We start from the raw sequence: 25,352 nt of genomic DNA on the forward strand, positions 1-25,352 counted from the left end.
GAGATGCGGCCCGTGGGAAGGGATCACATCTGCTTGAACAAATGGTTGTAGGCCTCGGCCACGGGCAGAATGTCTGCGTGGTCCTTGAGCCGGACCTGCAGGCGGCCGCGGAAGTCGCGGATGACGCTGGCCACGGCCGCCACATTGAGCAGGGTGGAGCGGTGGATCTGCCAGAACTGCTGCGGATCGAGTTCTTCGACCAGCTCCTTCAGCGGCTTGCGGATCAGGGCCTCGGAATCGCGTAGGACCAGGCGCGTGTACTTGCTGTCGGACTGGAAGTACAGCACCTCGTCCACCGTGATCAGGTGCAGGGTTTGACCCACCGAGGCGTTGATCCAGCGCAGCGGCGTGCGTGGGGCGCTGGGCTCGGCGGAGGCCGCAGGCTGCCAGGCACGCTCCTGACCCGTCGCCGGACTGGCGAGCCGGGCCTTGAGCCGGCCGATGGCGGTGAACAGCCGGCTGGGTTCCAGAGGCTTGAGCAAGTAGTCCACCGCGCCATGATCGAAGGCGGCGATGGCATGCTCGTCAAAGGCGGTGATGAACACCACATGGCTGCGCGTACCCACCTGCCGCGCCACATCGAGACCATTGGCGCCGGGCATCTGGATGTCCAGGAACAGCACATCGGGCGCATGCAGATCCAGCAAGCGCAGGGCTTCGATGCCGTCGGCGGCCTCGCCCACGATGCTCAGCTCGGGCCAGAGCTGGGCCAGGCGCTCGACCAGCTCCTGGCGCAAGGTGTGCTCATCTTCGGCGACCACGGCGGTCGGTGCGCTCAGGGATCTCATGGGGGCAGTTCCAGGGTGAAGTGGGTATGGCCGGTCGTGCTGTGACAGCGCAGGCGCGCGAGCCCGGCGCTGCAGTCGCGCAAGCGGGCCGCCAGTTCTTGCAAGCTGGCGTCGTCGCCGCAGAGGCCCGGCAAGGACAGCTTCAGCGTCAGGCTCAGGCCTTGCTCGCCTGCGCCGAAGCAGCGCGCCGCCAGCTCGGCCTGCGTGGGCAGGCTGTGTTGGCGCTGCCACGCCAGGCGCAGGGCGCGTTGCAGCAAGGGCAGCAGCAGCATGGGCGGCAGCGTCCGTTGGCGCAGTGCCTCGGGCCAGTCGGTGCTGAACTGTACCGGGCTGCGGTGGCGGTCGGACATGACGGCGAGGTAACTGTCCAGCAGTTCGGTCTCGATCTCGAGGCGGCTGCCGCTTTCACGCAGGCGGGGCAGGGCCACGCGCAGGTGGCGGATCAGACGCTCCAGCCGCGCGGGAGCTTCGGCGCTGCTGTCCTGGTAGGCCTGCTCGACATCAACCAGGGTATCGAACAGCAGCTCCGGTTCTACCTGGGCTTGCAAGGCGGCCAGACGGCTGGCCAGGGCCTGGCGGGCCATGGCGCTGTGGCGCAGCAGCAGCTGGTCCAGCTGTGCCTGTGCCTGGGTCTGGCGCCGCTGCATCTCGGTCAGCGCGACCAGCAGGCCACAAGGGATCAGGGCGTACAGCGCGCCGCTGAGCCATTGCTGCCAGCCGAGCGGTGGCCGTGTCATCCCCTTGCGTTGCCAGAGCAGGGCTTCGTAATCGGGCCAGGCCAGCCCATGAATCACGCCCTGCGCCAGGCCTTGTCCCAACAGAGCGCCGGCCACGGTGGCCGCCACCAGCAGCCAGATCCGGCGCCCGCCCTCAAGCTGGCTGCGCAGCACCGGCAGCCAGGTCAGCAGCAAGCCCAGCAGCACCAGCTGTGGTTTCAGCAGCTCGCGTGCCACCGCCAGCTGCCAGCCCGGCACATCGCTGACATGCACCAGCTCGGGCAGGTCGATCAGGCCGTAGAGCAGGGCCAGCAACAGGCCTGACAGGGCTTCGCGTGGCGTCAACGAGCGCCATGCGGCCCAGGTCCGGGAGGCCAGGCGGCTCATGCCGGCAGGCCCGGGCGGGTCGCCGTAACCGGATGTGACCGGTGGGCGGATGGAGGCGCCTGCTGGATCATGTTCGAGGCCATGCTTGAGCCCCTGTTCAGGGGCAGTTGCAAGCGCACCCGCACGCCGCGCGGTTCGGCGGCTTCCAGCACCAGGGCGGCGCGATCCCCGAACAGGGCGCTCAGGCGCGCCCGCGTGTTGGCCAGGCCGACGCCGGAGCCGCCTTGGCCGCTGAAGCCTCGGCCGTCGTCCAGCACCTGCACACAGAGCTGCTCGCCCTCGGCCTCGGCGCTGATGTGGATGCTGCCGCCCTCGGGCAGGGGAGCGAGGCCATGTTTGATGGCGTTCTCCACCAAGGTGGGCAGCACCAGCGTGGGCAGGCTGGCGTCGCGCAGCCCAGGCTCGACCGAGACCGTGAAGCGCAGTCGCTCACCCATGCGCATCTGCAGCACGCTCAGATAGTTGCAGACCAGATCCAGCTCCTGACCCAGGGTCGACTCGCTGCGGCGCATGGCGGGCAGGGCGGCACGCAGATAGGCGATCAGTGCTTGCAGCATGTCACGGCCGCGTTCCGGTGCGGTCTCGTACAGGCGTTTGACATGGGCCAGGGTGTTGAACAGGAAATGAGGTTCGATCTGCGCCTGCAAGGCGCTCAGCTGGGCCTCCAGCTGTTGCCCCCTCAGACGCTCTTGTTCGCGGGCATTGGCGGCCAGTTGTTGGTGCAAAGCCTGGTGCCTGCGGGTGAAGAGCAGCAGGGCATAGGCCGCCCCGCCGATCATGATCCAGAGCAGGGAGGTGGAAAACACCCAGCTCCATTTGAAGACGGCCTCCGGGTTGTCCAGGCGACCGATGACATGGCGCAGCAGCACGCTGACCGGCGCGGCCAGGCCCAGGGCCAGGCCGCGCCAGCGCAGGGCGGGGCCGGCGTGCTTGCGGTGCTGCAGCCAGGCTTCCACCAGGGCAATGGCCAGCAGCAGGGTGAAGCCGGTGATCAGGTTCTGTCGGGTGAAGCGCACCCAGAGATGCACCCAGCTTTCCAGTGAATCCTCCGGCTTGTACCAATGCAGGGCGCGCGAGGTGGCGACCAGCAAGCACAGGTAGTAGACGGCGGCCACCACCCGCAGCTGGACGATTTGCAGAAAAACCTGGCGGCCGCTTTTCGGGCCGGCGCTGCGGGTGTCGTTGAAGGCCATGGACATGGCTGGCATTCTCGCGGCTGGACAAGACCGCTGCTGTGGCATGCGACGAATGCTGCCCTGCGCGGACCAAAGGCGGTTTTTTGCGGCGCGGCGGCGCCCGGTCTGCCGCCGTTGGCGGCGCCGCGAGCGCCTCGCGCCCGGTCTCAGCGGCTGATCAGCACCCGCCCGCCGTGAGCGGGCAGGGTCAGCGTCAGCCTCGCGCCCTCGGCCCGCGGCGCCACGCGTGCGGTTCCGGTGTTCAGCGCCTCTCGCCAGGCGCGGCCTTGCAGAGCGGTCGGCAGCGTCAGCTGGACACGGCGCGGCCTGGCCGCATTGTTCATGGCCGTGAGGGCCCAGGTTTCGCCGTCCTGTCGCGCCAGCACGATGACATTGGCATCCAGGTGCAGCGGTGCGCTGAGGCTGCCGTGGCGCAGCACGGGCTCGGCATGGCGCAGGGCGGTCACTCGCTTGAAGTCGGCCAGCAGGGCCAGGTCCGGCCGGCCGCCTTCGTCGGCCCAGGGGTAGGGCGCGCGGTTGTAGGGGTCCTCACCGCCGCCCAGGCCGACTTCGTCGCCGTAGTAAATCGTCGGTGCGCCGGGGAAGACCATCTGGAAGAACACCGCCAGGCGCAGGCGCTGCTTGGCCAGGCTCAGGGCTTGGGCGCTGCGCTGCGGGGCGCTGGCGCCGGGCTCATCCGAATAGCCAAAGTGGTGCAGGGCGCGGGCCTGGTCGTGGCTGGAGAGCAGGTTCATCAGCGCATAAAAAGCCTGGGGCGGGTAGGCCTCGCGCATCAGCTCGATCTGGGCATAGAGCTTTCGCGCATCGCCGCCGGCCGCGTACTCGAGCACGGCATTGCGGAAGATGTAATTCATCGTCGAGTCGAACATATCGCCGAGGAAATACTTGCTGGCATCGAACCAGGTCTCGGCCACGGTCAGCGCATCGGGCTTCGTCGCCTTCACCACCTGGCGCCATTCGCGCCAGAAGTCGTCGGGCACCCAGGGCGCCACATCCATGCGCCAGCCGGCGGCGCCGAAGTCCAGCCATTGCCGGGTCACCGAGTCAGGCGCGCGGTAGGCAAACTCGCGAAAAGCGGGCGAGTTCTTGTCCAGCTCGGGCAGGTCCTTCACCCCCGTCCAGCCCTGGTACTGATCCTCGGGCTTGGCCTGGCTGGGGTCGAGCTTGAACCAGCTGGCATAGATCGAGTCGGGGTTGAGTCGGCCACCGTCGAAAGCGCCGCCGGGCTTGAAATTGTTGAAGCGGTTGAAGTAGGGCGAGTCGCTGCCGACGTGGTTGAGCGAGGTGTCCGCAATGACGCGGATGCCGCGCTTGGCGGCCTCCAAGGTCAGGCGCTTGAAGTCCTCGTTGCTACCGAAGGCCGGGTCGATCTGCTTGTAGTCGCCGGTGTCGTACTTGTGGTTGCTGGCCGCGCGGAAGACCGGCGTCATGTAGATCGTGTTGGCGCCGAGCTCGCGGATGTAGTCGAGCTTGTCGATGATGCCGGCCAGGTCGCCGCCGAAGAAATCGTTGTTGTAGACGCTGTCCGACCCGTCGCCGCTGCCTGGTTTGTAGGGCTTGCTCAGCCAACGGCTGTGGCGCTCCACGCCTTTGTCTTGGTAATGGTCGCGGCCTGGCTGCGGGTCGTTGCTGCGGTCGCCGTTGCGGAAGCGCTCGGGGAAGATGGAGTAGTAGACGATGTCGCGCGCCCAGTCGGGCACTTTGAAGTCGGCGGCGTAGACGGTCTGGCGGTAGCGGCGGATCTGACGCAGGTTCTCGGGTCGCAGGTCCAAGGGCAGGGGGTCCACGCTGCCGGCGCCCATGCTGCCTTTTTCGCGGGTCCAGAACACCGGGTCGCGGTTGTTGTGGAAGACAAAAGTCTTGCCGGCAATCTCCACCTCGAAGTGGTAGCCGTAGATGGCCGGCTCGGCCAGCACCACCGTGCCGCTCCAGCGCTCGCGGCCCGCTTTGCTTCCGCTTTCCTTTTGCAGAGGCAGGCGCTGCACCTCGCTGTACTCGAGCAGCTCCTGATTGCCCTCGAGCCGCCGCTTGGCGACCACGAGGCTGGCGCGCTGCACACCGGGCAGGGCGCTCAGGCTCAGGCGCAGCGGCGTGCCGGGCGTGACGGCGCCAAACGGTGCTTTGTGCTGCAGATCGCGCGAATCAAAGCGCAGGCTCAGGGCCACCGGGTCTGTGACGCTGGGCGTGCTGCTGAGCTGGGGCGGTTTGCCGGCAAAGGGCTGGATGGCCAGGCTGCCGCTCTTGTCCGTCAGGCGCAGCACCAGTTTGTGCATGCCGCCCTTGAAGCGCTGGTTCAGTGACGGACCTTTGAGCTGCAGCTGTGCGGCCGGGCCGCCGAAGTCGGCGTCGGCCGACCAGTCTTCGTCGGCGATCTTGAAGCTCTGCTCGCCTTGCAGCTTCAGGTAGAGCTCATAACGGTCACAGACATAGACCAAGCGATGGGCGTCGCTGGCGCTCCAGTTGTTGAAGCTGCCGCGCAGGAAAAGCTCGCGTGTGCCCAGGGGGCTGGGCGTGCAGTTGGAGCTGGCTTGGGCCGGGCTGTGGGTCTGAGGCAGGGCCAGCAGGGCAACCAGCAGCAGCGCGCCACGCATCACCCTTTCACCCCACCAGCTGTCAGGCCCGAGACGATCCAGCGCTGTGCCAGCAGGAAGACTGCGGTGATCGGCAGGCCCGAAAGCACGGCCGCGGCGGCGAAATCGCCCCAGAGGAAACGCTGGTCATGCAAAAAGTATTTGGAGCCCACGGCCAAGGTCAGATTGCCTTCTTCGCGCAGCAGCACCGAGGCGACCGGGTACTCGATGATGGTGCCGATGAAGGCCAGCACAAAGACCACCATCAGGATGGGCAAGGCCATGGGAAGCAGCACCATGCGGAAGGCCTGCCAGTGTGTGGCTCCGTCGACCTTGGCGCATTCCTCGATCTCGACCGGGATGGTTTCGAAATAGCCCTTGATGGTCCAGATGTGGGTGGCCACGCCGCCGAGGTAGGCCAGCACCAGGCCGCCGTGGGTCTCCAGGCCCAGGGCCGGCACGAAGTTGCCCAGGGTTTCAAAGATCGCGTAGATCGCCACCAGGGCCAGCACCGGCGGGAACATCTGCAGCAGCAGCATGCTGTTGAGAATGGGCGTTTTGAAGCGGAACTGCAGGCGGGCAAAGCCAAAGGCCGCGGTGGTAGAGATGGCTACGATCAGAAAGGCCGAGAGGGTCGCGACCTTGACCGAATTCCACAGCCAGGTCAGCACCGGGAAGGGCGGCTGGACCAGGCTGCCATCCGCTGCCTGATAGGGGATGCCCAGCGCCAGCTTCCAGTGCTCCAGGCTGATCTCGCTGGGGATCAGCTGGCCGGTTGCGAAATTGCCCGGGCGCAGCGAGATGCTGACGATGGCCAGCAGCGGGAACAGGGTCAGTGCCAGGAAGACCCACATCAGCCCATGCGCGGCCCAGACCTGCCAGCGCGCCTTTTTGCCTCGAACGATGGCCATCAGCGGCTCCCCCAGACGACGGGTGTGTTTGTCATCATCATGATCATCAGGAATTGGCTTTGCGCATCAGGCGCAGATTGATCAGGGACATGGCCGCCACCAGGAAGAAGATCAGGGTGGAGATGGCTGCGGCCAGGCCGAAGTCCGAGCCTGAGTCCTTGAAGGCAATGCGGTAGGTGTAGGACACCAGGATGTCGGTCTGCCCGGCCGGGATCTTGGTCGAGAGGAAATCGGGCCGGCCGTCCGTCAAGAGCGCGATCAGCACGAAGTTGTTGAAGTTGAAGGCAAAGGCACTGACCAGCAGGGGCGCCAGCGGCTTGATGACCAGCGGCGCGGTGATCTTGAAGAAGTTGGTCAGCGGGCCGGCGCCGGCAATCGCCGAGGCTTCGTACAAATCGGCCGGGATGCTCTTCAGCAGGCCGGCACAGAGAATCATGATGTAGGGGTAGCCCAGCCAGACGTTGACGATCAGCAGCATCACCTTGGCCAGCAGCGGGTCGGCAAACCAGGCCGGCTTGATGCCGAGCAGGGCATCGAGGATGGCGTTGATCTCGCCGAAGTTCTGGTTGAACAAGCCCTTGAACACCAGGATGGAGATGAAGCCCGGCACCGCGTAGGGCAGGAAGAGCAGGGTGCGGTAGGTGCCGCGGAACTTGAGGTCGTCCCAGTTCAAGAGCACGGCCAGCAGCATGCCGATGGCGGTGGCGCAGAGCACAGTCAGGGCCGAGAACAAGACGGTCCAGCTGAAGATGGCGAGGAAAGGCCCGCGGAACTCCGCGTCCATCACCATGCGCGTGTAGTTGCGCCAGCCCACCACGACCTTGAAGCCGGGTTGCTGCACCTCGCCGCTGGCGCTTTCGAAATAGCCGGTTTGCAGATTCGGGCTGAAGCGGGTCTGGTCGGCCAGGCGCAGCAGGCTGCCATCTTCCTTAGCCTGCCAATGGCGGCTGATGGCGCCGAACTCGCGCAGGCCCAGATAACGCAGCTCCTGCGCGGCGCCGGGCAGGCGCAGCTTGAGCTGCATCAGCGCCTCGCGGTGCTCGATCAGCTCGCGCAGGGGCAGGGCTTGCTGCAGCGGCGCGGTCAGGGGTTGCTGGGCGGACTGCGCGGGCAGCATGTCCACGCTCAGCTCCTGGCGGTTGGTCTTCAGGGCCAGGGCCGGCGAAACCCAGCTCGGGCTGCCGTCCTCGGCGCGCAGCACCAGGCGGAACTCCGGCCCATCGGCATGCAGGGTGAAGGCCTGGGTCTGGCCGGGCACGGCCTCGTGCTGGTCGAGCAGGTACTCACGCACCCGCTCCTGGCTCAGCAAATGCGCCGAGGAGTAGTTGGTGAAGCCGATCTGCGCCGTGTAAATCAGCGGGAAGGCGATGAAGATCAGCATGCCGGCGATGCCGGGGAAGAGGTAGCGCAGGGCAAACGCCGCCTGGCTGATGTAGATGTAGAACACCAGGACGAAGAAGCCCAGGGCCCCGAGGGCCAGCCAGGTCTGGCCGGCGGCATGCATCAGGAACACCAGGTAGAGCGAGGCCAGACCGGCTGCGCCGGTCAGCGGCCAACGCAGGCGCTGGGCCAGGCGCTCCAGGCGGCTGGGCGGCAGGCGGGTGTAGACGCCGCGGCCCGGGGTGGAGGCGTGCGCAGGAGCTGCGTCCGAAGGCGAGAGGCTGGCGGGCGGATTCATGGACGGGTTCACTTGGTGTTCAGCAACATGCGGCCCGCGGCGCCGTCGAGGGCGTCCTTGGGCGACTGCAGGCCATTGGTGATGGCTTCCAGTGCGGCGTCCATGGCGGTCCAGAAGCGGCCGACTTCGGGGATGTTGGGGATGGCTTCGCCGAGGCGGGCGTTCTCCATGCTGGCGCGGATCAGCGGGTTGACCGCCAGCTCCGCATAAAAGGCCTTGTTGGCCGGCACGCCGATGGGCACATCGGCATCGAGCACCTTGAGCGCCTCGGGCCGCATCAGGTGGTTTTCGATGAACTCGCGCGCCAGGTCTTTCTGGCGCGAGGGCGCGGCAATCATGCAGCCCAGCACGCCGACAAAGGGTTTCGAATACTGGCCGGCCTTCACGCCGGGAATCGGTGCCACGCCGAAATCGATCTTGGCCCGGCGGGCGTTGTCCCAGGCCCAGGGGCCGGAGATCATCATGGCCACCTCGCCGCGGGCGAAGCCGCTTTCCATCTCGGCGTAGCGGGCGCCCTTGGGCATCTGGCCTTCGCGCAGCAGGCGCGCGATCATCTCGGCGCCGGCCAGGGCGCCGGCATTGTTGACGCCGACCTTGCTGCTGTCGAACTCACCTTGGGCATCGCGGGCAAAGATCTGCCCGCCCGCGCCGGCCAGCAGCGACCAGCTGAAGAAGCTCTTGTTGTAGTCCCAGAGGATGGCGTGCTTGCGGCCGCCGGATTCGGCCTGCAGGCGCTTGTCCAGGGCGATCACCTCGTCGAAGGTCTTGGGCGGTGTCGGCACCAGGGCCTTGTTGTAGATCAGGCCGGTGGTTTCGATGGCGATCGGATAGCCCCAGAGCTTGCCCTGATAGGCGAAGGCCTTCCAGGCGCTGTCTTCCACCTCGTCGTAGAGCTTCTTGCTCGGGCGCAGCGGGGTCAGCAGGCCCGATTTGGCCCATTCGCCGACCCGGTCATGCGGCCAGCAGAACACATCGGGGCCCTTGCCGGCGCCGGCGGCTTGCTGGAACTTGTCGGTGGCGTCCACCGGGTGCTCGACCACGACCTTGACGCCGGAGGCCTTCTCGAAGGCATCGCCGACCTTTTGCAGGCCGTTGTAGGCCTTGTCGCCATTGATCCAGACCAGCAGCTTGTGGTTCTTGGCCGCCAGCGCAGGCTGGGTGGCCAGCAAAGCAGCGGCCAGAAGCAAGAGTTTCGGAGTGCTCGCGCTGCTCATGTCGGCGATCCGCTCAGGCGTTGGAAGGCCTGGCCCTGGGCATCGAAGAGATAGCAAGCCTCGGGCGGCAGGCCCAGGCGGATGTCCTGGCCCGATTTGATGCGGGTGCGTCCGTCGAATTCACAGGTCAGCGCGTCCTCGACACCGGGGTAGGCGCAGTAGGCATGGGTGGCGCTGCCAAGCGACTCGACAAAGGTGACGGTGGACTGGATGGCGTTGTCCTCGCCGCCCACCACAAAGTGCTCGGGCCGCAGGCCCAGGGTCAGTTTGTCACCGGCTTGGGCGTGGGAGGCGTCGACGGTGGCGCGGATTTGGGTGCCAGAAGCGAGGCGGACCAGGGCTTCTGAACTGGTCCCCCGGACCAGTTCAGCCTCCAGGAAGTTCATCTTGGGCGAGCCGATGAAGCCGGCGACGAAGAGATTGCGCGGGTGTTCGTAGAGCTCCAGCGGCGTGCCCACCTGTTCGATCTTGCCAGCCGAGAGCACGACGATGCGGTCGGCCAGGGTCATGGCCTCCACCTGGTCGTGGGTCACGTAGACCATGGTGGTTTTGAGGTCCTCGTGCAGCTTGGCGAATTCGTAGCGCATGCGCACGCGCAGAGCGGCGTCGAGGTTGGACAGGGGCTCGTCGAACAAGAACACCTCGGGCTTGCGCACGATGGCGCGGCCGATGGCCACGCGCTGGCGTTGGCCACCGCTCAAGTCCTTGGGCTTGCGGTCCAGCAGGTGCTCGATGTGCAGGATGCGCGCGGCGTTCTTGACGGCGGCGTCGATCTCGGCCGGCGGCACCTTGGCCAGCTTGAGGCCGAAGGCCATGTTGTCGTAGAGATTCATATGCGGGTAGAGCGCATAACTCTGGAACACCATGGCAATGCCGCGCTCGGCCGGCGGCACCTCGTTGACGAGAACGCCGCCGATGCGCAGCTCGCCGCCGGTGATCTCTTCCAGGCCGGCGATGGTGCGCAGCAGGGTCGATTTGCCGCAGCCCGATGGGCCGACAAAGACCATGAACTCGCCATCGCGGATCTCCAGATCAATGCCGTGCAGGATCTTGGTGCTGCCGTAGGCCTTGCTCACGCCGCTGAGTTGAACGTCCGCCACTTGCTGTCTCCGGGGTGCTGCCCTGTTCAGGGCGGCGCCGCTGTGTCTTGTATGTGCTTGTGTGTTCCTGGCCGGCAAGCGCTTGCCGTTTCAGGCCTGATTTGTAGACAATATACAGCTTCAAAACTACTTGAACAACCGCGGTAACCCGATTGATCCAAGTTCAAAACAAGTAAAATCAACGACTTGCGTTGATCATCGGGATAACCCGATGTAGTGAAACTACACAAAACTACGAGCGTCGGCGATACTTTTGCCAACGCGACGCCGGATGCCGCCGCAGCCGGCCGTGTGGTGGCCAGAGGAAGGCCCTCTGGTGGTCTCGCATTCTTGCTCTGTCGCCCCTGTGGCGCACTGATGAACACCCTTTGATGAACACCGGCGGTCGCGGGCGCGTTTCACGCCTGCTTGCAGCCAGTCCGCCCCTCCAACCGATCGCCGCCATGTCTCAGCCCGTCACCCTTGTTTCATCCCCGCTGACCTCGCTTGCGAAAGCCGTGCCCATGAACGACTCTGCCTCCAGCGCCCTGACTTCCTCGGCCTCCCCCGAGCTGCGCGCCGCCTTTGCCGCCGCCTACCGGGAGGCGCAGCGCCAGAACCTGGGCCAAAGCTCGGCTGCGCTGGCCTTGCGCGCGGCGGCCACGGCCTGCCGCCAGGTTCTGGCCGAGCGCTGGGCCCAGACTCAAGCGCAGGATGCGCAACGCCCGGTCGGTGGTGAGGCCGTGCGCTGCGTGCACTACCTGTCCATGGAGTTCCTGATGGGCCGGGCGCTGAGCAATGCTCTGGCCGCCCTGGGCCTGCAGGGTGATCTGCAAGCGCTGCTGGCCGCTGAGGGCCTGAGCCTGGGCGAGGTGCTGGAGCGCGAGCCCGATGCGGCGCTCGGCAATGGCGGCCTGGGCCGCCTGGCCGCCTGCTTTCTTGACTCCTTTGCCGAGCTGGGCCTGCCGTCCTTCGGCTACGGCCTGCGCTACCAGTACGGCATGTTTGCCCAGGCCATCCAGGACGGCCGTCAGGTCGAGGCGCCGGACGACTGGATGCGTCTCGGCGCACCCTGGGAAGTGCGCCACGAGCAGATCCGCTACCGCGTCGGCTTCGGTGGCCGGGTCGAGCTGGACGCAGGAGGCCAACGCCGCTGGCTGCCGGCCGAGCTGCTGGAGGCCCAGGCCTTTGACTTCATCGTGCCGGCCCACCACAGCGAGCGCGTGTCCACCCTGCGCCAGTGGCAGGCCAGCGCCGTGGCGCCGATCGACTTCAAGGCTTTCTGCCAGGGTGACTACGCCGCGGCCGCGCGCCACCGTGTCGCCGCCGATGCGCTGAACTGGGTGCTCTACCCGGACGACAGCAGCGAGGCCGGCCGCGAGCTGCGCCTCAAGCAAGAGGCTTTCTTGGTCAGTGCCTCGCTGCAGGACTTGCTGGCCCGCCACGTGGCCGAGGGCGCGCCCCTGCATGAGCTGGGCCGCCGCAATGCCATCCATCTGAACGACACCCACCCCGCGCTGGCGCCGGCCGAGCTGATGCGCTTGCTGCTGGACGAGCAGGGCTTGGGCTGGGACGAGGCCTGGGCCATCACCCGCCAGGCGGTCTCCTACACCAACCACACCTTGATGCCCGAGGCGCTGGAGACCTGGCCGGTGCGCATGTTCGAGGCCTTGCTGCCGCGTCACCTCGAGATCATCTACGAGATCAACCACCGCTTCCTGAGCGAGCTGCGCCAGCGCTTCCCCGGCGACGAGGCCTTGCTGGCCCGCGTCTCGCTGATCGACGAAGGCAGCCCTTTCGGCGGCGAGCGCCGCGTGCGCATGGCGGCCCTGTCCATCGTCGCCTCGCACCGCGTCAACGGCGTGGCGGCCCTGCATTCCGAGCTGATGGTGCAGACCATTTTTGCGGACTACGCGGCCATCTTCCCCGAGCGTTTTCACAACGTCACCAACGGCGTCACACCGCGGCGCTGGCTGCAGCAGGCCAACCCGGCGCTGTCTGCCTTGATCGATGGCCGCATCGGCAGCGCCTGGCGCCAAGACCTGGCTGGCCTGGCGCAGCTGAAGCCGGCCGCCGATGACGCTGAATTTGGCCGTCAGTTCATGGCCGTCAAGCGCGCCAACAAGCAGCGCCTGGCCGAGCGGGTGCGCGCCGAGCTGGGCCTGGTGATCAACCCTGACAGCCTCTTTGATGTGCAGATCAAGCGCATCCACGAGTACAAGCGCCAGCTGCTCAACATCCTGCATGTGATTGCGCGCTACCAGGCCATCATTGCCAAGCCGCAAGCCAACTGGACCCCGCGCACGGTGCTGATCGCCGGCAAGGCCGCATCGGCCTATGTGGCAGCCAAGTCCATCATCCAGCTGGCCCATGATGTCGGCCGGGTGGTCAACAGCGACCCGCGTGTGGGCGACAAGCTCAAGCTCGTGTTTCTGCCCAATTACGGCGTGTCGCTGGCCGAGACCATCATCCCGGCGGCCGATCTGTCCGAGCAGATTTCCACCGCCGGCACCGAGGCCTCAGGCACCGGCAATATGAAGTTCGCCCTCAACGGCGCGCTGACCATCGGCACCTGGGATGGCGCCAATATCGAGATGGCCGAGGCCTTCGGCCCCGAGAACATGTTCTGCTTCGGCCTGCGCACCGAAGCCGTGGCGCAGATGAAGGCCCTGGGCTACGACCCGCGCCTTTTTGTCGAAGAAAACCGCCAGCTGGCCCAGGTGATGGAGGCCATCTCCAGCGGTGCCTTCAGCGGCGGCGACCGCGAGCGCTACCGCGCCCTGGTCGACAGCCTGCTGGGCCGCGATGTCTACATGCTGATGGCCGACTTCAAGGACTATGTGGCCACCCAGGCCCGCGTCGACGCCTTGTTTGCTCAGCCTGAGGCCTGGGCCCGTCAGGCGGTGCTCAATGCGGCCGGCATGGGCTGGTTCTCGGCCGACCGCACGATCACCGAGTACGTCGATCGCGTCTGGTCGGTGAAGAGCTTGGGCTGAGCCTCCGTCAGCGCTTGGCCATGGCACTGATCTCCGCGCAAGACCTGGCCCTGCTGGCCCGTGGTGAACACCCGCGGCCGCAGGAGTTGCTGGGTGCCCATGTCGGGCGCCTGGGTCGCAAGCACGGCGTGCGCTTTGCCGTCTGGGCGCCCAATGCCAGCCGGGTCAGCGTGGTCGGCAGTTTCAACCGCTGGGACGGCGAGGCCGATCCCCTCGTCAAGGATGAGGCCTCGGGCGTGTGGCAGGGCTTTGCCACCGCCGCGCGCGTGGGCGATCTCTACAAATTCGAGCTTCATGACCGCGCCGGTCAGCGGCTGCCGCTGAAGGCCGACCCCTTCGCGCGTGTGGCCGAGCTGCGCCCGGCCACGGCCAGCATCGTGGCGCCGGCCTTGCCGCTGCTCAAGACCCGGCCGCGCCTGAGCCCGGAGCGCGCGATGGCCAATGCGCGGCAGGCGCCGGTGGCGATCTACGAGGTCCATGCCGCCTCCTGGCGCCGGGGCGCTGGGGCCTTCCCGAGCTGGGACGAGCTGGCCGAGCAACTGCCGGCCTATGCCGCCAATCTCGGATTCACCCACATCGAGCTGATGCCCATCAGCGAGCACCCTTTTGATGGCAGCTGGGGCTACCAGACCCTGGGCCTGTTCGCACCCAGCGCGCGCTTCGGCCCGCCCGAGGGCTTCGCCCGTTTTGTCGAGGCCTGCCATGCGCAGGGTCTGGGCCTGCTGCTGGACTGGGTGCCGGCGCATTTCCCCATGGATCCGCATGGCCTGGCCCAGTTCGATGGCACGGCGCTGTTTGAATACGCCGACCCGCGCGAAGGTTTCCACCGCGACTGGAACACCGCCATCTACAACTTCGGCCGCTACGAGGTGCGCCAGTTCCTGGCTGGCAATGCGCTCTACTGGATGGAGCGCTGGGGCGTGGACGGCCTGCGTGTCGATGCGGTGGCCTCCATGCTTTACCGCGACTACTCCCGCCCGGCGGGCGAGTGGCTGCCCAATGTGGACGGCGGGCGCGAGAACCTGGAGGCCATTAGCCTGTTCAAGCGCATCAACGAGCTGCTCGGCCAGGAGGCGCCCGGCGCCATCACCGTGGCCGAGGAGTCGACCAGCTTTCCCGGTGTGAGCGCACCGACTTATGCCGGCGGCCTGGGCTTTCACTACAAATGGAATATGGGTTGGATGAACGATTGCCTGCGCTATATGCAGGAAGATCCCATCCACCGCCGCTGGCACCACGACAAGCTGACCTTCGGCCTGGTCTATGCCTTCAGCGAGAACTTTGTGCTGCCGATCTCGCATGACGAGGTGGTGCATGGCAAGGGCTCGATGCTGGGCAAGATGCCGGGCGATGCCTGGCAGAAGTTCGCCAATCTGCGCGCCTTCTACGGTTTCATGTGGGGCCATCCGGGCAAGAAGCTGCTCTTCATGGGCCAAGAGTTTGCTCAGCCCAGCGAGTGGAACCATGACGCCGAATTGCCCTGGCATCTGCTGGACGATGCGCAGGGCCACCACGCCGGCATGCAGCGCCTGGTGCGCGACCTGAACCTGCTCTACCGCCGCGAGCCGGCCCTGCACCGCCTGGACTGCGACGCCCGTGGTTTCGAGTGGTTGCAGGCCGAGGACCGCGAGCAGTCGGTGCTGGCCTGGGCGCGGCATGATGAAAGTGAAGAGGGCGAGCGCCGAACGGTGCTGGTGGTCTGCAACTTCACGCCGGTGCCGCGGCCCGGCTATCGCCTAGCGCTGCCGCCGGCCCTTGCAGCAGGTGGCCCGTGGCGCGAGCTGCTCAACACCGATTCCGCCCACTACGGCGGCAGCAATCTGGGCAATCTCGATGCCGGCTTGCAGGCCGAGGCCGATGGCAGCCTGCTGCTGACCTTGCCGCCGCTGTCGGTGCTGTTCCTGGGGCAGGAGAAGTCATGACGCTGGGTTTGAATCGACGCGAGGCCATGGTGAAGACTGCTGCGGTCTTGAGCGGCGCGGTCTTGGGCTCTGCCGCGTTGGCCGAGCCGATTCAGGCAAGCCTTACGGCCCAGGTGCAACTCGGCCGCCTGGAGCGCTGGACGCCGTTCCCCTCGCGCGCCGTGCCGCCACGCCCAGTCGAAGTCTGGCTGCCGCCCGGCTACGACGGCCGCCGCCCGCATGCGGTGCTTTACATGCACGACGGCCAGATGCTGTTCGACCCGCGCAGCACCTGGAACGGCCAGGCCTGGAAGGTCGACCAGGTGGCCGCGCCGCTGATTGCCTCGGGCCAGCTGCGCGACTTCATCGTCGTCGGCATCTGGAACCGGCCCGAGTTTCGCCACGCCGAGTTCTTTCCGCAGGCCTACGACCAGGCTTTGAAAGATTCGCCCACGGCCCAGCGCTACCGCGCCGAGCGCATCAAGCATCCGGTGATGTCGGATGCCTACTTGCGTTTCATCGTCGAGGAACTCAAGCCCGCCGTGGATGCGCGTTATGCCACCGCGCCCGGCCGCGAGTCCACCTTTCTGATGGGCGCCAGCATGGGTGGCATGATCAGCGTCTATGGTCTGTGCGAATACCCCCAGGTCTTTGGCGCCGCGGCCGCGCTGAGCACGCACTGGATCGGCAGCTTCGAGCGCAACCGAGAGATCCCCGCGGCCGCGCTGGCCTATCTGCGCCGCAAGCTGCCGCCACCGGGTCAGCTGCGCCTCTACATGGATCGCGGCACGGCGGATCTGGATGCACAGTACGACGAGGCACAGGCCCAGGTCGATGCGCTGATGGCCGAGCTGGGCCAACGCGCCCCGCAGCTGCAGTCGCGGGTGTTTGAAGGCCAAGGCCACAATGAGTTGGCTTGGTCTGCCCGCTTCGCCCAGCCCCTGAGTTTCTTACTGGGCGCCAGCGCCTGAGCTTGATGATGATGACGACGAGCACTGCATTCCGTTTGCCCGAGGTGTTGGAGCCCGGCCGCCACGAGCCCTTGGGCGCCCAAGTTCGCGATGGCGGCATCAACTTCGCCGTGTTCTCCGAGCATGCGCAGGCCATCGAGCTTTGTGTCTTTGATGCCGCCGGCCAGTGCGAGCTGCGCCGCTACCGCTTGCAGGGCCCGCAGGACGGCATCTTCCAGGGCTTTCTGCCCGGCCTGGGTGCCGGCCTGGTCTACGGTCTGCGCGCCCACGGCCCCTACCAGCCCGAGGCCGGTCACCGTTTCAATGCCCACAAGCTGTTGCTCGACCCCTATGCCCGCGAGATCGTCGGTCACTTTGGCTGGCATGCCGAGCACCATGGTTATGAGCTGGGCCACCCGGATGGCGCGCGCTCCTTCGACCGCCGCGACAACGCCGCCCAGGCGCTGAAAGCGCGCGTGCCCGCACCGCTGGCCGGGCTCAGCCCGCGCCGCTCGGCGTCGCGCCACGCGCTGCAGGATGTGGTGCTCTACGAGGTTCATGTCAAAGGCTTCTCGCAGCAGATGGCCGAGATCCCGGCCGCGCTGCGTGGCAGTTATGCAGCGCTGGCACATCCGGCCGCGATTGCGCATTTCAAGGCCCTGGGCGTGACGACCCTGTCCTTGCTGCCGGTGCACTATGCGCTGGACGAGCCGCATCTGGCCGGCACCGGCCTGCGCAACTACTGGGGCTACAACTCCCTGGGCTTTTTCGCGCCCGACCCGCGCCTGGCCCAGCCGACCCACCGCGAGGACGCCAGCGCCGTGGCGGCCGAGTTCCGCGCCATGGTGCGGGCCTTGCACGAAGCGGGGCTGGAGGTGGTGCTGGACGTGGTCTACAACCACACGCCCGAGGGCAATGAGTTCGGCCCGACGATCTCCTTCCGCGGCCTCGATCACAAGAGCTACTACCGCCTGGTGGCCGAAGACCTGAGCCGCTGCGAGAACCACAGCGCCTGCGGCAACACCCTCAACACCGCGCACCCGCGCGTGGCGCAGCTGGTGCTCGATTCCCTGCGCTTCTGGGTGCAGGAGATGGGGGTGGATGGCTTCCGCTTCGACCTGGCCCCGGTGCTGGGCCGCACCCGCCATGGTTTCGATGGCAACGCCGCCTTCTTCATGGCCTTGCGCCAGGACCCGGTGCTGGCCGGTGTGCACCTGATCGCCGAGCCCTGGGATGCGGGTTATGACGGCTACCAGCTGGGCCGCTTTCCGGGTCGCTTTCTCGAGTGGAACGACAAGTTTCGCGATGCTGTGCGGGGCTACTGGCTGGGTGCCGGCGGTGCGGGTGGCACGGGCCGGGGCGAGTTCGCGCGCCGCTTCACCGCCTCCAGCGATGTCTTTCACCATGGCCAGCGCAGCCCGCTCGCTTCGGTCAACTTCGTGGCCTGCCACGACGGCTACACGCTCAACGATCTGGTCAGCTACTCGCGCAAGCACAACGAGGCCAATGGCGAGAACAACCGCGATGGCCGAGACGGCGAGCTCTGCGCCAACTTCGGCGTCGAAGGGCCGAGCGATGACCCCGCGGTGCGCCGCCGCCGCGAGCGCGCCCGCCGCGCCATGCTGGCCAGCTTGCTGCTGGCCCAGGGCACACCCATGCTCAATGCCGGCGACGAGATCGCCAACAGCCAGGGTGGCAACAACAACGCCTACTGCCAGGACAACGCCCTGAGCTGGCTGGACTGGCCGCAGGCCGACCGCAGCCTGGCGGCGTTTGTGGGCCGCCTCACCGCTTTGCGCCGCGCCCACCCGCTGCTGCGCCAGCCGCATTGGTTCGGCGAGGCCGCTTCTACTTCTGGCACATCCGGCGCGGCCAGCCTGCGCTGGCTGAGCCCGCACGGCCATGCCATGCAGGTGCAAGACTGGCACCATGGCGGCGAGCTGGCCTTTGCCGGCCTGCTGCAAGGTGAAGCATCTGAGCCCTTGCTGCTCCTGCTCTTCAACCCGGCCGATGCCTTGCAGGCTTTCGCCTTGCCGCCCGGGCCGTGGCGCTTGGCTCTGGACAGCAGCGGCGAGCTGGCCGAGCATGGCGAGCATCGCAGCACGCTGGCCGCGCCGGCCTGCAGCCTGCTGGTGTTGAGCCAGGCGCCAGAAGCTACGCGTTCCTAACCCCCTTTGTTTCCCCACGAGAACCCACCCCATGGACCTCACCCAACGCAGCGCCGGTGTGCTGCTGCACATCACCTCCTTGCCCGGCCCGCATGGCATGGGCGATTTCGGCCCCGATGCGTATGCCTACGTCGACTGGCTGGCCAGCGCCGGCCAGCGCCTCTGGCAGCTGCTGCCGACCACGCCCATCGGCCCCGGTGATTCGCCCTACCAAGGCGTGTCGGCATTTGCCGGCTGCCCCTGGATGGTGGCTTTCGAGCCCCTGGTGGCCAAGGGCTGGCTGGCCGCGCCGCAGCTGCCCGAGGGCGGCTTTGAGGCCCACAAGGTGGACTACGGCCGCGTCCTGCCCTGGCGCGAGCAGCAGCTGCGCCTGGCGGCCCAGGGCTTCTTCGCCCGCGCCAGCGCCGAGGACCGCGCCGCCTTTGCCGCCTGGTGCGCCGCCCCGGCCCAGGCCGACTGGCTGGACGACTACGCGCTCTTCATGGCCATCCGCTCGCCGCTGAACGGCCAGGCCTGGTGGACCTGGGCGCCGGCCCTGGCGCGCCGCGAACCGGCCGCGCTGGCGCAGGCGCGCGAGAGCCATGCCGAGGAGTTCCGCTTCTGGCAGTTCGTGCAATGGTGTTTCGACAGCCAGGTCAGCGGGCTCAAGGCTTACGCCAACAGCAAGGGCGTGCATCTGATGGGCGACCTGCCCATCTTCGTGGCCCACGACAGCGCCGACTGCTGGTCGCGCCCGGACCTGTACGAGCTGGACGAACACTTCCAGACCGCCGTGGTCGCCGGGGTGCCGCCCGACGCCATGTCGGCCGAGGGCCAGCGCTGGGGCAACCCGTTGTACCGCTGGGACCGCATGGCCGCCGAGAACTACGCCTGGTGGACGGCCCGCGTGCGCCGCGCGCTGAGCCAGGCCGATGTCTTCCGCATCGACCATTTCCGCGGCTTTGCCGGTTACTACGAAATCCCCGGCGACAGCCCCGACGCCCGCCGCGGCGAGTGGAAGACCGGCCCCGGCCAGGCCTTGTTCGACGCCATCGCCGCGGCCCTGGGCCCGCTGCCCATCGTGGCCGAGGACCTGGGCTTCATCACCGAGGACGTCCATGCCCTGCGCGAGGGTTGCGGTTTCCCGGGCATGAAGATCCTGCAGTTCGGCTTCGGCGGCGACGGCACGCATGAGTTCCTGCCCCAGAACTGGCCGCGTGCCAGCGTGGCCTACACCGGCACCCACGACAACGACACGGTGCACGGCTGGTGGCGCACGGCTTCAGCGCGCGAGCGCGCGTTTGCCGGCGCTTATCTGCCTTGCAACGAACACGATGTGCACTGGGCCATGATCCGCGCCTGCTGCAACTCGGTCGCCAATATCGCCGTCTTCCCCATGCAGGACGTGCTGGGCTTGGGCAGCGAGCACCGCATGAATGTGCCCGGCGTGCTGGGCGGCAACTGGGCCTGGCGCTTCAGCTGGGACATGGTCGGCGCAGAGCCCGGCCGCGTGCTGGGCCTGATCACGGCGGCCAGCGGCCGCGCCGATGTGGGCTTGATGCAGCTGCCGGCTTGATTGATTGAGTTGGGTCGCTTGGCACAGTCGGATTAGGACTAACCCGTCCACACTCCTGGGGGATGGACGGGCATGGTCGTGGCTGCGAAGCTTCGTCCCATTGCAGCGAGCAATCTTTCCAAGGACTGGACGAGATCTGAAGCCATCAAGAGCCGGGCTCCGCTGTCATGGCATTGAGCAGGGCAGGAGCAACCAGGGGAGCCGAAAGGCTCCCTTTGTTGTTGGGGCTTCACTTGTTCGTCCTGTCACTCATTAGGTCATTCGGTCGAGCTCGCAAGAATGCGAGGCACATCCGGGTTCCGGGCGCGAGTGCGCCTGAACGGCCATGAGTTCTCCGACGCTTCCTGACTGCCACATGTGCTGCCCAGCGGCATCCAATGCATACGCCACCACGGCGTATTGGCCCATCAGGCCTCAAATTGCGGCTAGGCACTTTGCGGGAATATCACGCGCGTCTGATTTTGGATGCCGAGCATAATCGGCGTCATGTCTGTCCCCATTGCGAACCAATTTCCATTGTTAGCAAGCCGGCGGTGTCCGGAATTTGGGGTCAAGTCTTAAATGCCAAGTTGCTCGGCGGGCCATCTACTTCTGCTTCTAAGGAACTCCGCGACAGGCGAAACTGATGGTGTTTGGTGTCATCTAAAAAGACCAGATCCATTTTGGTGTGAGGTCGCAAACTAGCAACTAAAACTGAGCAAGCCAAGTAGCTGAATGAAGAATCCAGCGGCTGGAGGCTTAATATTTAAGACTTGACCCCGAATCGCACTGTGGGGTGAGGTTGTTGAAGGCTTTCGAACGTTGGGCAGAGAACCGACGTGTGGTTGAGATCTGTTTTGGCGTTAATAGTGGAACTAGCCATATACCGGGTGGATTCCGATTTTGTGAAAAAATGGGATACCTTGGCACTGGGGTGAATTACTCAAAGCAACTCAACTGAGCAGGAGGTTATGTCAACAATGAATAAGGCAACTTGCTATTTAAGTGCAATTGACTTTCATTTGCATCGGGCTTGCAGAATTAATAATATCTCCATTGTCATTTGCTCTGCTTGCCGTGTGGGGCTGTTGCTTGTTTTTTTGGTTGGCTATGAACAAGCTCGGGCTGAATCACTTGTGAATTCCCGCATATTGCCTGAAGTCACTCAAAAAGAATGCCTTGACGGAAAGACAATATTTCGTTCACCTGTGTTGGTGGAGTGGTTTCAAATATCGACCGGAGGCAGGGCAAGTGCGGAGGCTTCCCTCAATCCAGGAACCAAGAAGTTGTTGGATGTGGTACTTAAGTCTGTATGTGTGGACGACTATTTCTTTCAAGAAAAATCTGCGATTCGTGAGCTGAACGGAAAAGTCGAAAAAAGAGAGTGGCGCGATCCAGGTAAAAAGACTGCTGGTTATATCAGTTTCATCATTCAATTGGATATTGCTGAGGAGAGTTCTAACTGGCGAGCTGAATTGGATGTGCGCGGCCATGAACAGAGCGGCGGTACGCATTGGTATGCGGGGCTGAAGCTAGCTCGAATTGCCGACTCATGCTTATCGATAGACGCTGTTCGAGGTTACCTTGGGTTACCACTTCTTAGTTTGTCGAGAATTGTCGTGCGAGAAGCTGAAGCATCGCCCCGGGCTGGTGGATTAAATGAAAAATTCACGTTTGGAAATTCAAATCGTCGGCGCGCAAACCTCGGAATTGAATTTAAGGGGCAATGCGTGGCGAGTATTTTGATTGATAATTCAGGTATCTATAAGGGGGGTGATGAAAATGAAATTTACTAAAGACTTCGAAAATCTGGGTTGAGTCTTAAATATTAAGTTGCCCTCGTTGTTTTTGGAGGAAATCTCTGGTGTCGAGTCAAAGTCTGAACGCCCGCATACCCGCCTACAAAAACGCATTTTCCAGCGGTGAACTTCAAAAAACCTACCAGGACTTGGTCGGTGTGGTTCAGAATTTAAGAACCGAATTCTCGAAGAGATACGAAACCGAGTTCTCGGTCGCGGCCATTCTGCATGGGTACATCGACTTCACCTACTTCTACCTGCAGAATGAGTATCTCAAGCGCAAGAAGCTCAAGCTGGCCTTGGTTTTCAATCATCAACACGCGAACTTTGAGTTGTGGCTTCTGGGGCAAACCAAGGATGTGCAGATCCAGTACTGGAACAAGCTGCGGGGCGCGAAGTGGGTGAACCCAGAGGCCATGCCGGCGTATTCGGTGTTTGAAGCGCCGCTGCTGGTTGCGCCAGATTTTGATGATGCGGTGAAACTGACCGAAACGGTTTGCAGTCAATTTGAGCTTCTGCTGCAGGAGATTTTGGAGTTGCTGGAGGCGAGCGAGTAACTGCATTGAACGAATGAATCGTTCCCCGGCGTGCCCTGATTCATTGATTGAAGCCGGGTTCAAGCCTTCGTGGAGCGGTCTGCCAACCGCCACAGCCCTTTCACCGACCGGGTGAAGAAGTTCCCGGGCTTTGACTGCCAAGTGTTCCGCCCGGCTGTGCTCAGTATGCTGTTGCGCATTCGGCTCCAGTGAGGCCGCGATGTCGACGCTGGTACGGCCACTTCGCTTTTGAGACGCGCAGGCGCTCCTCTGGCACTCCCACAGCTGCATCCCAAGTTACACCTCAGTTCTTTCTGCGCCCGCAGGGAGGCAGGCCCTAGGCAGAAGCGCTCGGGGGAGCGCCGACCATTCGCACGCTTTTCCATTCCGTTGTGCCTGGCAAGGAGAGCGATGTGCACCGGGTCTTGAGCCGCGCCTGCTGCAACTAGGTGGCCAATATCGCCGTCCTCTTCAAGCAGGAGGCGCTGGGGCTGGCCAGCGAGCAGCGCATGAACGTGCCCGGCGTGCTCGGCGGCAAATGGCTCTGGCGCTTCAGCTGGGACATGGTTGGTGGGCAGCGAGCCCGGCTGTGTGCTGGGCCTGATCATGGCGGCCGGGCCAGCATGGACCAGATGGCGCTGGCGGCTTGAGTCAGCTTTTTTGCAAAGTCAAGGGTTGCTTCGGATTGCATGGCTAACATTTCGTGACCAATTTCATGCTCGTTAGGGGTACGCAGTTCGGCTTTGAGCTGTCATGCTGCGCTGCAACATGTTCGGGCACCTCAGGTGCCCGGCTGTTTGTTGTAAACCCAACATCTATGCGAGGTACTGCATGAAACTCAAATCAACGGCTGTTGCCGTCTTCGGTCTGTTGGCGGCGCTGTCCGCCCAGGCGACTGAAGTCGACTACGGTTCATTCAAGGTCAATTACGACGCCAGCACCGTCTTCGGTTCGCCGACGCTGAGCTTCAGTTCGTCCGGTGATGTGGTCGGCTTCGGTTGGACCGTGCCCACCGACGTACAGGTGCTCAGTCTGGGTTCTTTGGTCACTGCCAGTTTCGACCTGCCTTCTTTCACCATCACGGCCAACAGCGGCTGGGCTCTGAGCGGCGGCGTCAATGGCTTCCTGGGCAATCTGGTCTACAACGAGCTCGGTGGCAGCACCGCAGCTTCGGTGACCGGTTCGGTGGTGGTGGACGGCTCGCCGGCCTTCCCCTTCGGCGGTGCCCTGGACAAAGTCGTCCTGAGCTCAACCAGCGGTCTGTCGACCGGCTACTACTCGGGTTCCTATTCGGCCCCGGTGGGCGCGTTCAACAGCTTCAGCTTCAGCGGTGGCAGCCTGTCCCTGCAGGCTTCGGGCGGCGTGTTTTCGTCCATCATCGGCCAGCCGCAGAACGAGCTGCGAGTCAGCTTGGTGGCGGTGCCGGTGCCTGAACCGGAAACCTATGCCTTGTTGCTGGCCGGTTTGGGCGTGATGGCCCTGCTGTTCAGCCGTCGTCGCCAGAGCAGCTGAACCCGTCAGACGCGATAACAGGTAGGAGCAGAGAAGGGAGCCGCAAGGCTCCCTTTTTTTGTGGGCGATTGGCGGCTGCTTCGCTCGCTGCTTCCAGTGCGTGCCAGGGCTGGCACCGAGATACGAAGAGACGCTGCAAACATACGATGGCGACATCGTTCTCCGGTGCGAGTGGTGTCCAGTTGCAGATGCCGCCGCACCATTTTTTTGCAGCCATGAACACGACCGAGATTTTCCTGATCGCCATGCTCATCATCCTGAGCGTGCCTTACCTGGTGTGGCGCTTGTTCAGGACCGACCATTTCGCGCCCCTGGTGGTGGTGCAGATCATTGCGGGCATCTTGCTGGGCCCGGGCGTGTTGGGGGCCGCGTTTCCCGAGTACTACCAGTTCGTTTTCAACCCGGCGGTGATCCAGTCGCTCAACGGCATCGCCTGGTGGGCGGTGATGCTGTTTGTGTGGATCGCCGGCATCGAGCTCGATCTCAAAGCCGCCTGGCAGCACCGGCGCGAGAGCGGCATCACGGCGGGCCTGGCGCTGGGCATGCCCTTGCTCTTCGGCTGTGGCGCGGCCCTGGTGATGCTGGCGGGCTCGGGCTGGATCGGCCCCAAGGCCCTGGACTGGCAGTTCGTGCTGGGCGTGGGCATGGCCTGCGCGGTCACGGCCCTGCCCATCCTGATCCTGCTGATGGAAAAAATGGACATCCTGCGCCAGCCTCTGGGCCAGCGCATCCTGCGCTACGCCAGCGTGGACGATGTGGCGATCTGGGGCGTGCTGGCCCTGATCCTGATGGACTGGTCCAGGGTCGGCAAGCAGCTGGCCTTTGTGCTGGCCTTCATCGTGATAGGCAGCTTGTTCCGCCGCCTGATGGCGCGCCTGAGCGCCAGCGACCGCTGGTTCGTCAGCCTGATCTGGCTGGCCCTGTGCGGCTTTGGCGCCGACTGGTCGGGCCTGCATTACATGGTCGGCGCCTTCCTGGCCGGCGCCATCATGGATGCCGATTGGTTCGATCAAAAGCAGCTCGACAGCCTGCGCCACCATGTGCTGCTGGTCATCATGCCGGTGTTCTTCCTGAGCACGGGCCTGCGCACCAACTGGGGCGTGGGCGGCAGCATGGTGTTCCTGGCGGCGGCCGGGCTCTTGCTCGCCTCGGTCGCGGGCAAGCTGATCGGCGTGCACATGGCCGGGCGCATCCTGCGCTGGCAGCCGGGCGAGGCTTCGCTGATCGGCTGGCTGCTGCAGACCAAAGCGCTGATCATGATCATCTTCGCCAACATCCTGCTGGACAAACAAATCATCACGCAGGAGAGCTTCACCGCGCTGCTGCTGATGGCGGTGGGCAGCACCATGCTGACCACGCCGGTGGTCAAGCCCAAGCTGGCGCGCATGGCGGCGCTGCTGGGGCGCAGCAGCTGAGG

18 protein-coding genes are annotated in these 25,352 nt (G+C 65.1%); 10 read left to right on the forward strand and 8 right to left on the reverse strand.

Annotated features, from left to right (window positions below):
* Positions 1–23: 23 nt before the first annotated feature.
* The 8 genes from OOB33_RS13815 to OOB33_RS13850 all read right to left on the reverse strand — a co-directional run bounded on the left by OOB33_RS13815 (position 24) and on the right by OOB33_RS13850 (position 10,560).
* Positions 24–788 carry a LytR/AlgR family response regulator transcription factor gene (locus tag OOB33_RS13815; protein ID WP_102770027.1) on the reverse strand — a complete coding sequence of 255 codons (765 nt, stop codon included), beginning with the start codon at positions 786–788 and terminating at the stop codon, positions 24–26.
* Positions 785–1,891: a histidine kinase gene (locus OOB33_RS13820; RefSeq protein ID WP_271009103.1), complete on the reverse strand. Its 1,107-nt coding sequence runs from the start codon at positions 1,889–1,891 to the stop codon at positions 785–787. The genes OOB33_RS13815 and OOB33_RS13820 overlap by 4 nt, the downstream gene beginning before the upstream one ends.
* Positions 1,888–3,090 carry a sensor histidine kinase gene (locus tag OOB33_RS13825; protein ID WP_165794727.1) on the reverse strand — a complete coding sequence of 401 codons (1,203 nt, stop codon included), beginning with the start codon at positions 3,088–3,090 and terminating at the stop codon, positions 1,888–1,890. The genes OOB33_RS13820 and OOB33_RS13825 overlap by 4 nt, the downstream gene beginning before the upstream one ends.
* A 143-nt stretch (positions 3,091–3,233) precedes the next feature.
* Positions 3,234–5,678: an alpha-amylase family glycosyl hydrolase gene (locus OOB33_RS13830; RefSeq protein WP_271009104.1), complete on the reverse strand. Its 2,445-nt coding sequence runs from the start codon at positions 5,676–5,678 to the stop codon at positions 3,234–3,236.
* Entirely contained in the window at positions 5,678–6,568 is an 891-nt protein-coding gene (gene malG, locus OOB33_RS13835; protein WP_171825886.1) for a maltose ABC transporter permease MalG, read from the reverse strand. Before malG ends, OOB33_RS13830 begins: the two co-directional genes overlap by 1 nt.
* A 46-nt stretch (positions 6,569–6,614) precedes the next feature.
* Entirely contained in the window at positions 6,615–8,246 is a 1,632-nt protein-coding gene (gene malF, locus OOB33_RS13840; RefSeq protein ID WP_271009105.1) for a maltose ABC transporter permease MalF, read from the reverse strand.
* Between the two features lie 8 nt (positions 8,247–8,254).
* Entirely contained in the window at positions 8,255–9,460 is a 1,206-nt protein-coding gene (malE, locus tag OOB33_RS13845) for a maltose/maltodextrin ABC transporter substrate-binding protein MalE (RefSeq protein WP_271009106.1), read from the reverse strand.
* Complete coding sequence (locus OOB33_RS13850) at positions 9,457–10,560, reverse strand: ABC transporter ATP-binding protein (RefSeq protein WP_271009107.1); 1,104 nt, start codon at positions 10,558–10,560, stop codon at positions 9,457–9,459. The genes malE and OOB33_RS13850 overlap by 4 nt, the downstream gene beginning before the upstream one ends.
* 503 nt (positions 10,561–11,063) lie before the next feature.
* On the opposite strand from OOB33_RS13850, the gene OOB33_RS13855 reads away from it, so the two are divergent.
* From OOB33_RS13855 to OOB33_RS13900, 10 genes are all read left to right on the forward strand, one after another.
* Complete coding sequence (locus OOB33_RS13855; protein WP_271009108.1) at positions 11,064–13,535, forward strand: glycogen/starch/alpha-glucan phosphorylase; 2,472 nt, start codon at positions 11,064–11,066, stop codon at positions 13,533–13,535.
* A 20-nt stretch (positions 13,536–13,555) separates the two neighbouring features.
* On the forward strand, positions 13,556–15,457 hold the full coding sequence (gene glgB, locus OOB33_RS13860; RefSeq protein WP_271009109.1) for a 1,4-alpha-glucan branching protein GlgB: 1,902 nt from the start codon (positions 13,556–13,558) through the stop codon (positions 15,455–15,457).
* Positions 15,454–16,407 (forward strand): alpha/beta hydrolase, encoded by a 954-nt coding sequence (locus OOB33_RS13865; protein WP_271009110.1) that lies wholly within the window; start codon positions 15,454–15,456, stop codon positions 16,405–16,407. Before glgB ends, OOB33_RS13865 begins: the two co-directional genes overlap by 4 nt.
* Positions 16,408–16,412: 5 nt before the next feature.
* Entirely contained in the window at positions 16,413–18,554 is a 2,142-nt protein-coding gene (glgX, locus tag OOB33_RS13870) for a glycogen debranching protein GlgX (RefSeq protein ID WP_271009111.1), read from the forward strand.
* A gap of 31 nt (positions 18,555–18,585) precedes the next feature.
* Positions 18,586–20,109 carry a 4-alpha-glucanotransferase gene (gene malQ, locus OOB33_RS13875; protein ID WP_271009112.1) on the forward strand — a complete coding sequence of 508 codons (1,524 nt, stop codon included), beginning with the start codon at positions 18,586–18,588 and terminating at the stop codon, positions 20,107–20,109.
* Between the two features lie 959 nt (positions 20,110–21,068).
* On the forward strand, positions 21,069–21,884 hold the full coding sequence (locus OOB33_RS13880) for a hypothetical protein (RefSeq protein ID WP_271009113.1): 816 nt from the start codon (positions 21,069–21,071) through the stop codon (positions 21,882–21,884).
* Positions 21,885–21,952: 68 nt separating this feature from the next.
* Entirely contained in the window at positions 21,953–22,444 is a 492-nt protein-coding gene (locus OOB33_RS13885) for a DUF7000 family protein (RefSeq protein ID WP_207796053.1), read from the forward strand.
* A 428-nt stretch (positions 22,445–22,872) separates the two neighbouring features.
* Positions 22,873–23,073 carry a hypothetical protein gene (locus OOB33_RS13890; RefSeq protein ID WP_102770040.1) on the forward strand — a complete coding sequence of 67 codons (201 nt, stop codon included), beginning with the start codon at positions 22,873–22,875 and terminating at the stop codon, positions 23,071–23,073.
* Between the two features lie 181 nt (positions 23,074–23,254).
* Entirely contained in the window at positions 23,255–23,935 is a 681-nt protein-coding gene (locus OOB33_RS13895; protein WP_223696540.1) for a PEP-CTERM sorting domain-containing protein, read from the forward strand.
* Between the two features lie 215 nt (positions 23,936–24,150).
* On the forward strand, positions 24,151–25,350 hold the full coding sequence (locus OOB33_RS13900; RefSeq protein WP_271009114.1) for a cation:proton antiporter: 1,200 nt from the start codon (positions 24,151–24,153) through the stop codon (positions 25,348–25,350).
* Positions 25,351–25,352 lie beyond the last annotated feature (2 nt).

The organism is Paucibacter sp. B51 (assembly GCF_027863535.1).
Classification (GTDB): Bacteria; Pseudomonadota; Gammaproteobacteria; order Burkholderiales; family Burkholderiaceae_C; genus Paucibacter_A; species Paucibacter_A aquatilis.

Bases quoted from the DNA above. Each gene is read 5' to 3' on its own strand.
- malQ (WP_271009112.1), top strand. From the start codon at position 18,586: ATGGACCTCACCCAACGCAGCGCCGGTGTGCTGCTGCACATCACCTCC.
- glgX (WP_271009111.1), top strand. From the start codon at position 16,413: ATGATGATGACGACGAGCACTGCATTCCGTTTGCCCGAGGTGTTGGAG.
- OOB33_RS13895 (WP_223696540.1), top strand. From the start codon at position 23,255: ATGAAACTCAAATCAACGGCTGTTGCCGTCTTCGGTCTGTTGGCGGCG.
- OOB33_RS13880 (WP_271009113.1), top strand. From the start codon at position 21,069: ATGAATAAGGCAACTTGCTATTTAAGTGCAATTGACTTTCATTTGCAT.
- malE (WP_271009106.1), bottom strand. From the start codon at position 9,460: ATGAGCAGCGCGAGCACTCCGAAACTCTTGCTTCTGGCCGCTGCTTTG.
- OOB33_RS13900 (WP_271009114.1), top strand. From the start codon at position 24,151: ATGAACACGACCGAGATTTTCCTGATCGCCATGCTCATCATCCTGAGC.
- OOB33_RS13825 (WP_165794727.1), bottom strand. From the start codon at position 3,090: ATGTCCATGGCCTTCAACGACACCCGCAGCGCCGGCCCGAAAAGCGGC.
- OOB33_RS13855 (WP_271009108.1), top strand. From the start codon at position 11,064: ATGAACGACTCTGCCTCCAGCGCCCTGACTTCCTCGGCCTCCCCCGAG.
- glgB (WP_271009109.1), top strand. From the start codon at position 13,556: ATGGCACTGATCTCCGCGCAAGACCTGGCCCTGCTGGCCCGTGGTGAA.
- malG (WP_171825886.1), bottom strand. From the start codon at position 6,568: ATGGCCATCGTTCGAGGCAAAAAGGCGCGCTGGCAGGTCTGGGCCGCG.
- OOB33_RS13820 (WP_271009103.1), bottom strand. From the start codon at position 1,891: ATGAGCCGCCTGGCCTCCCGGACCTGGGCCGCATGGCGCTCGTTGACG.
- malF (WP_271009105.1), bottom strand. From the start codon at position 8,246: ATGAATCCGCCCGCCAGCCTCTCGCCTTCGGACGCAGCTCCTGCGCAC.
- OOB33_RS13865 (WP_271009110.1), top strand. From the start codon at position 15,454: ATGACGCTGGGTTTGAATCGACGCGAGGCCATGGTGAAGACTGCTGCG.
- OOB33_RS13815 (WP_102770027.1), bottom strand. From the start codon at position 788: ATGAGATCCCTGAGCGCACCGACCGCCGTGGTCGCCGAAGATGAGCAC.
- OOB33_RS13830 (WP_271009104.1), bottom strand. From the start codon at position 5,678: ATGCGTGGCGCGCTGCTGCTGGTTGCCCTGCTGGCCCTGCCTCAGACC.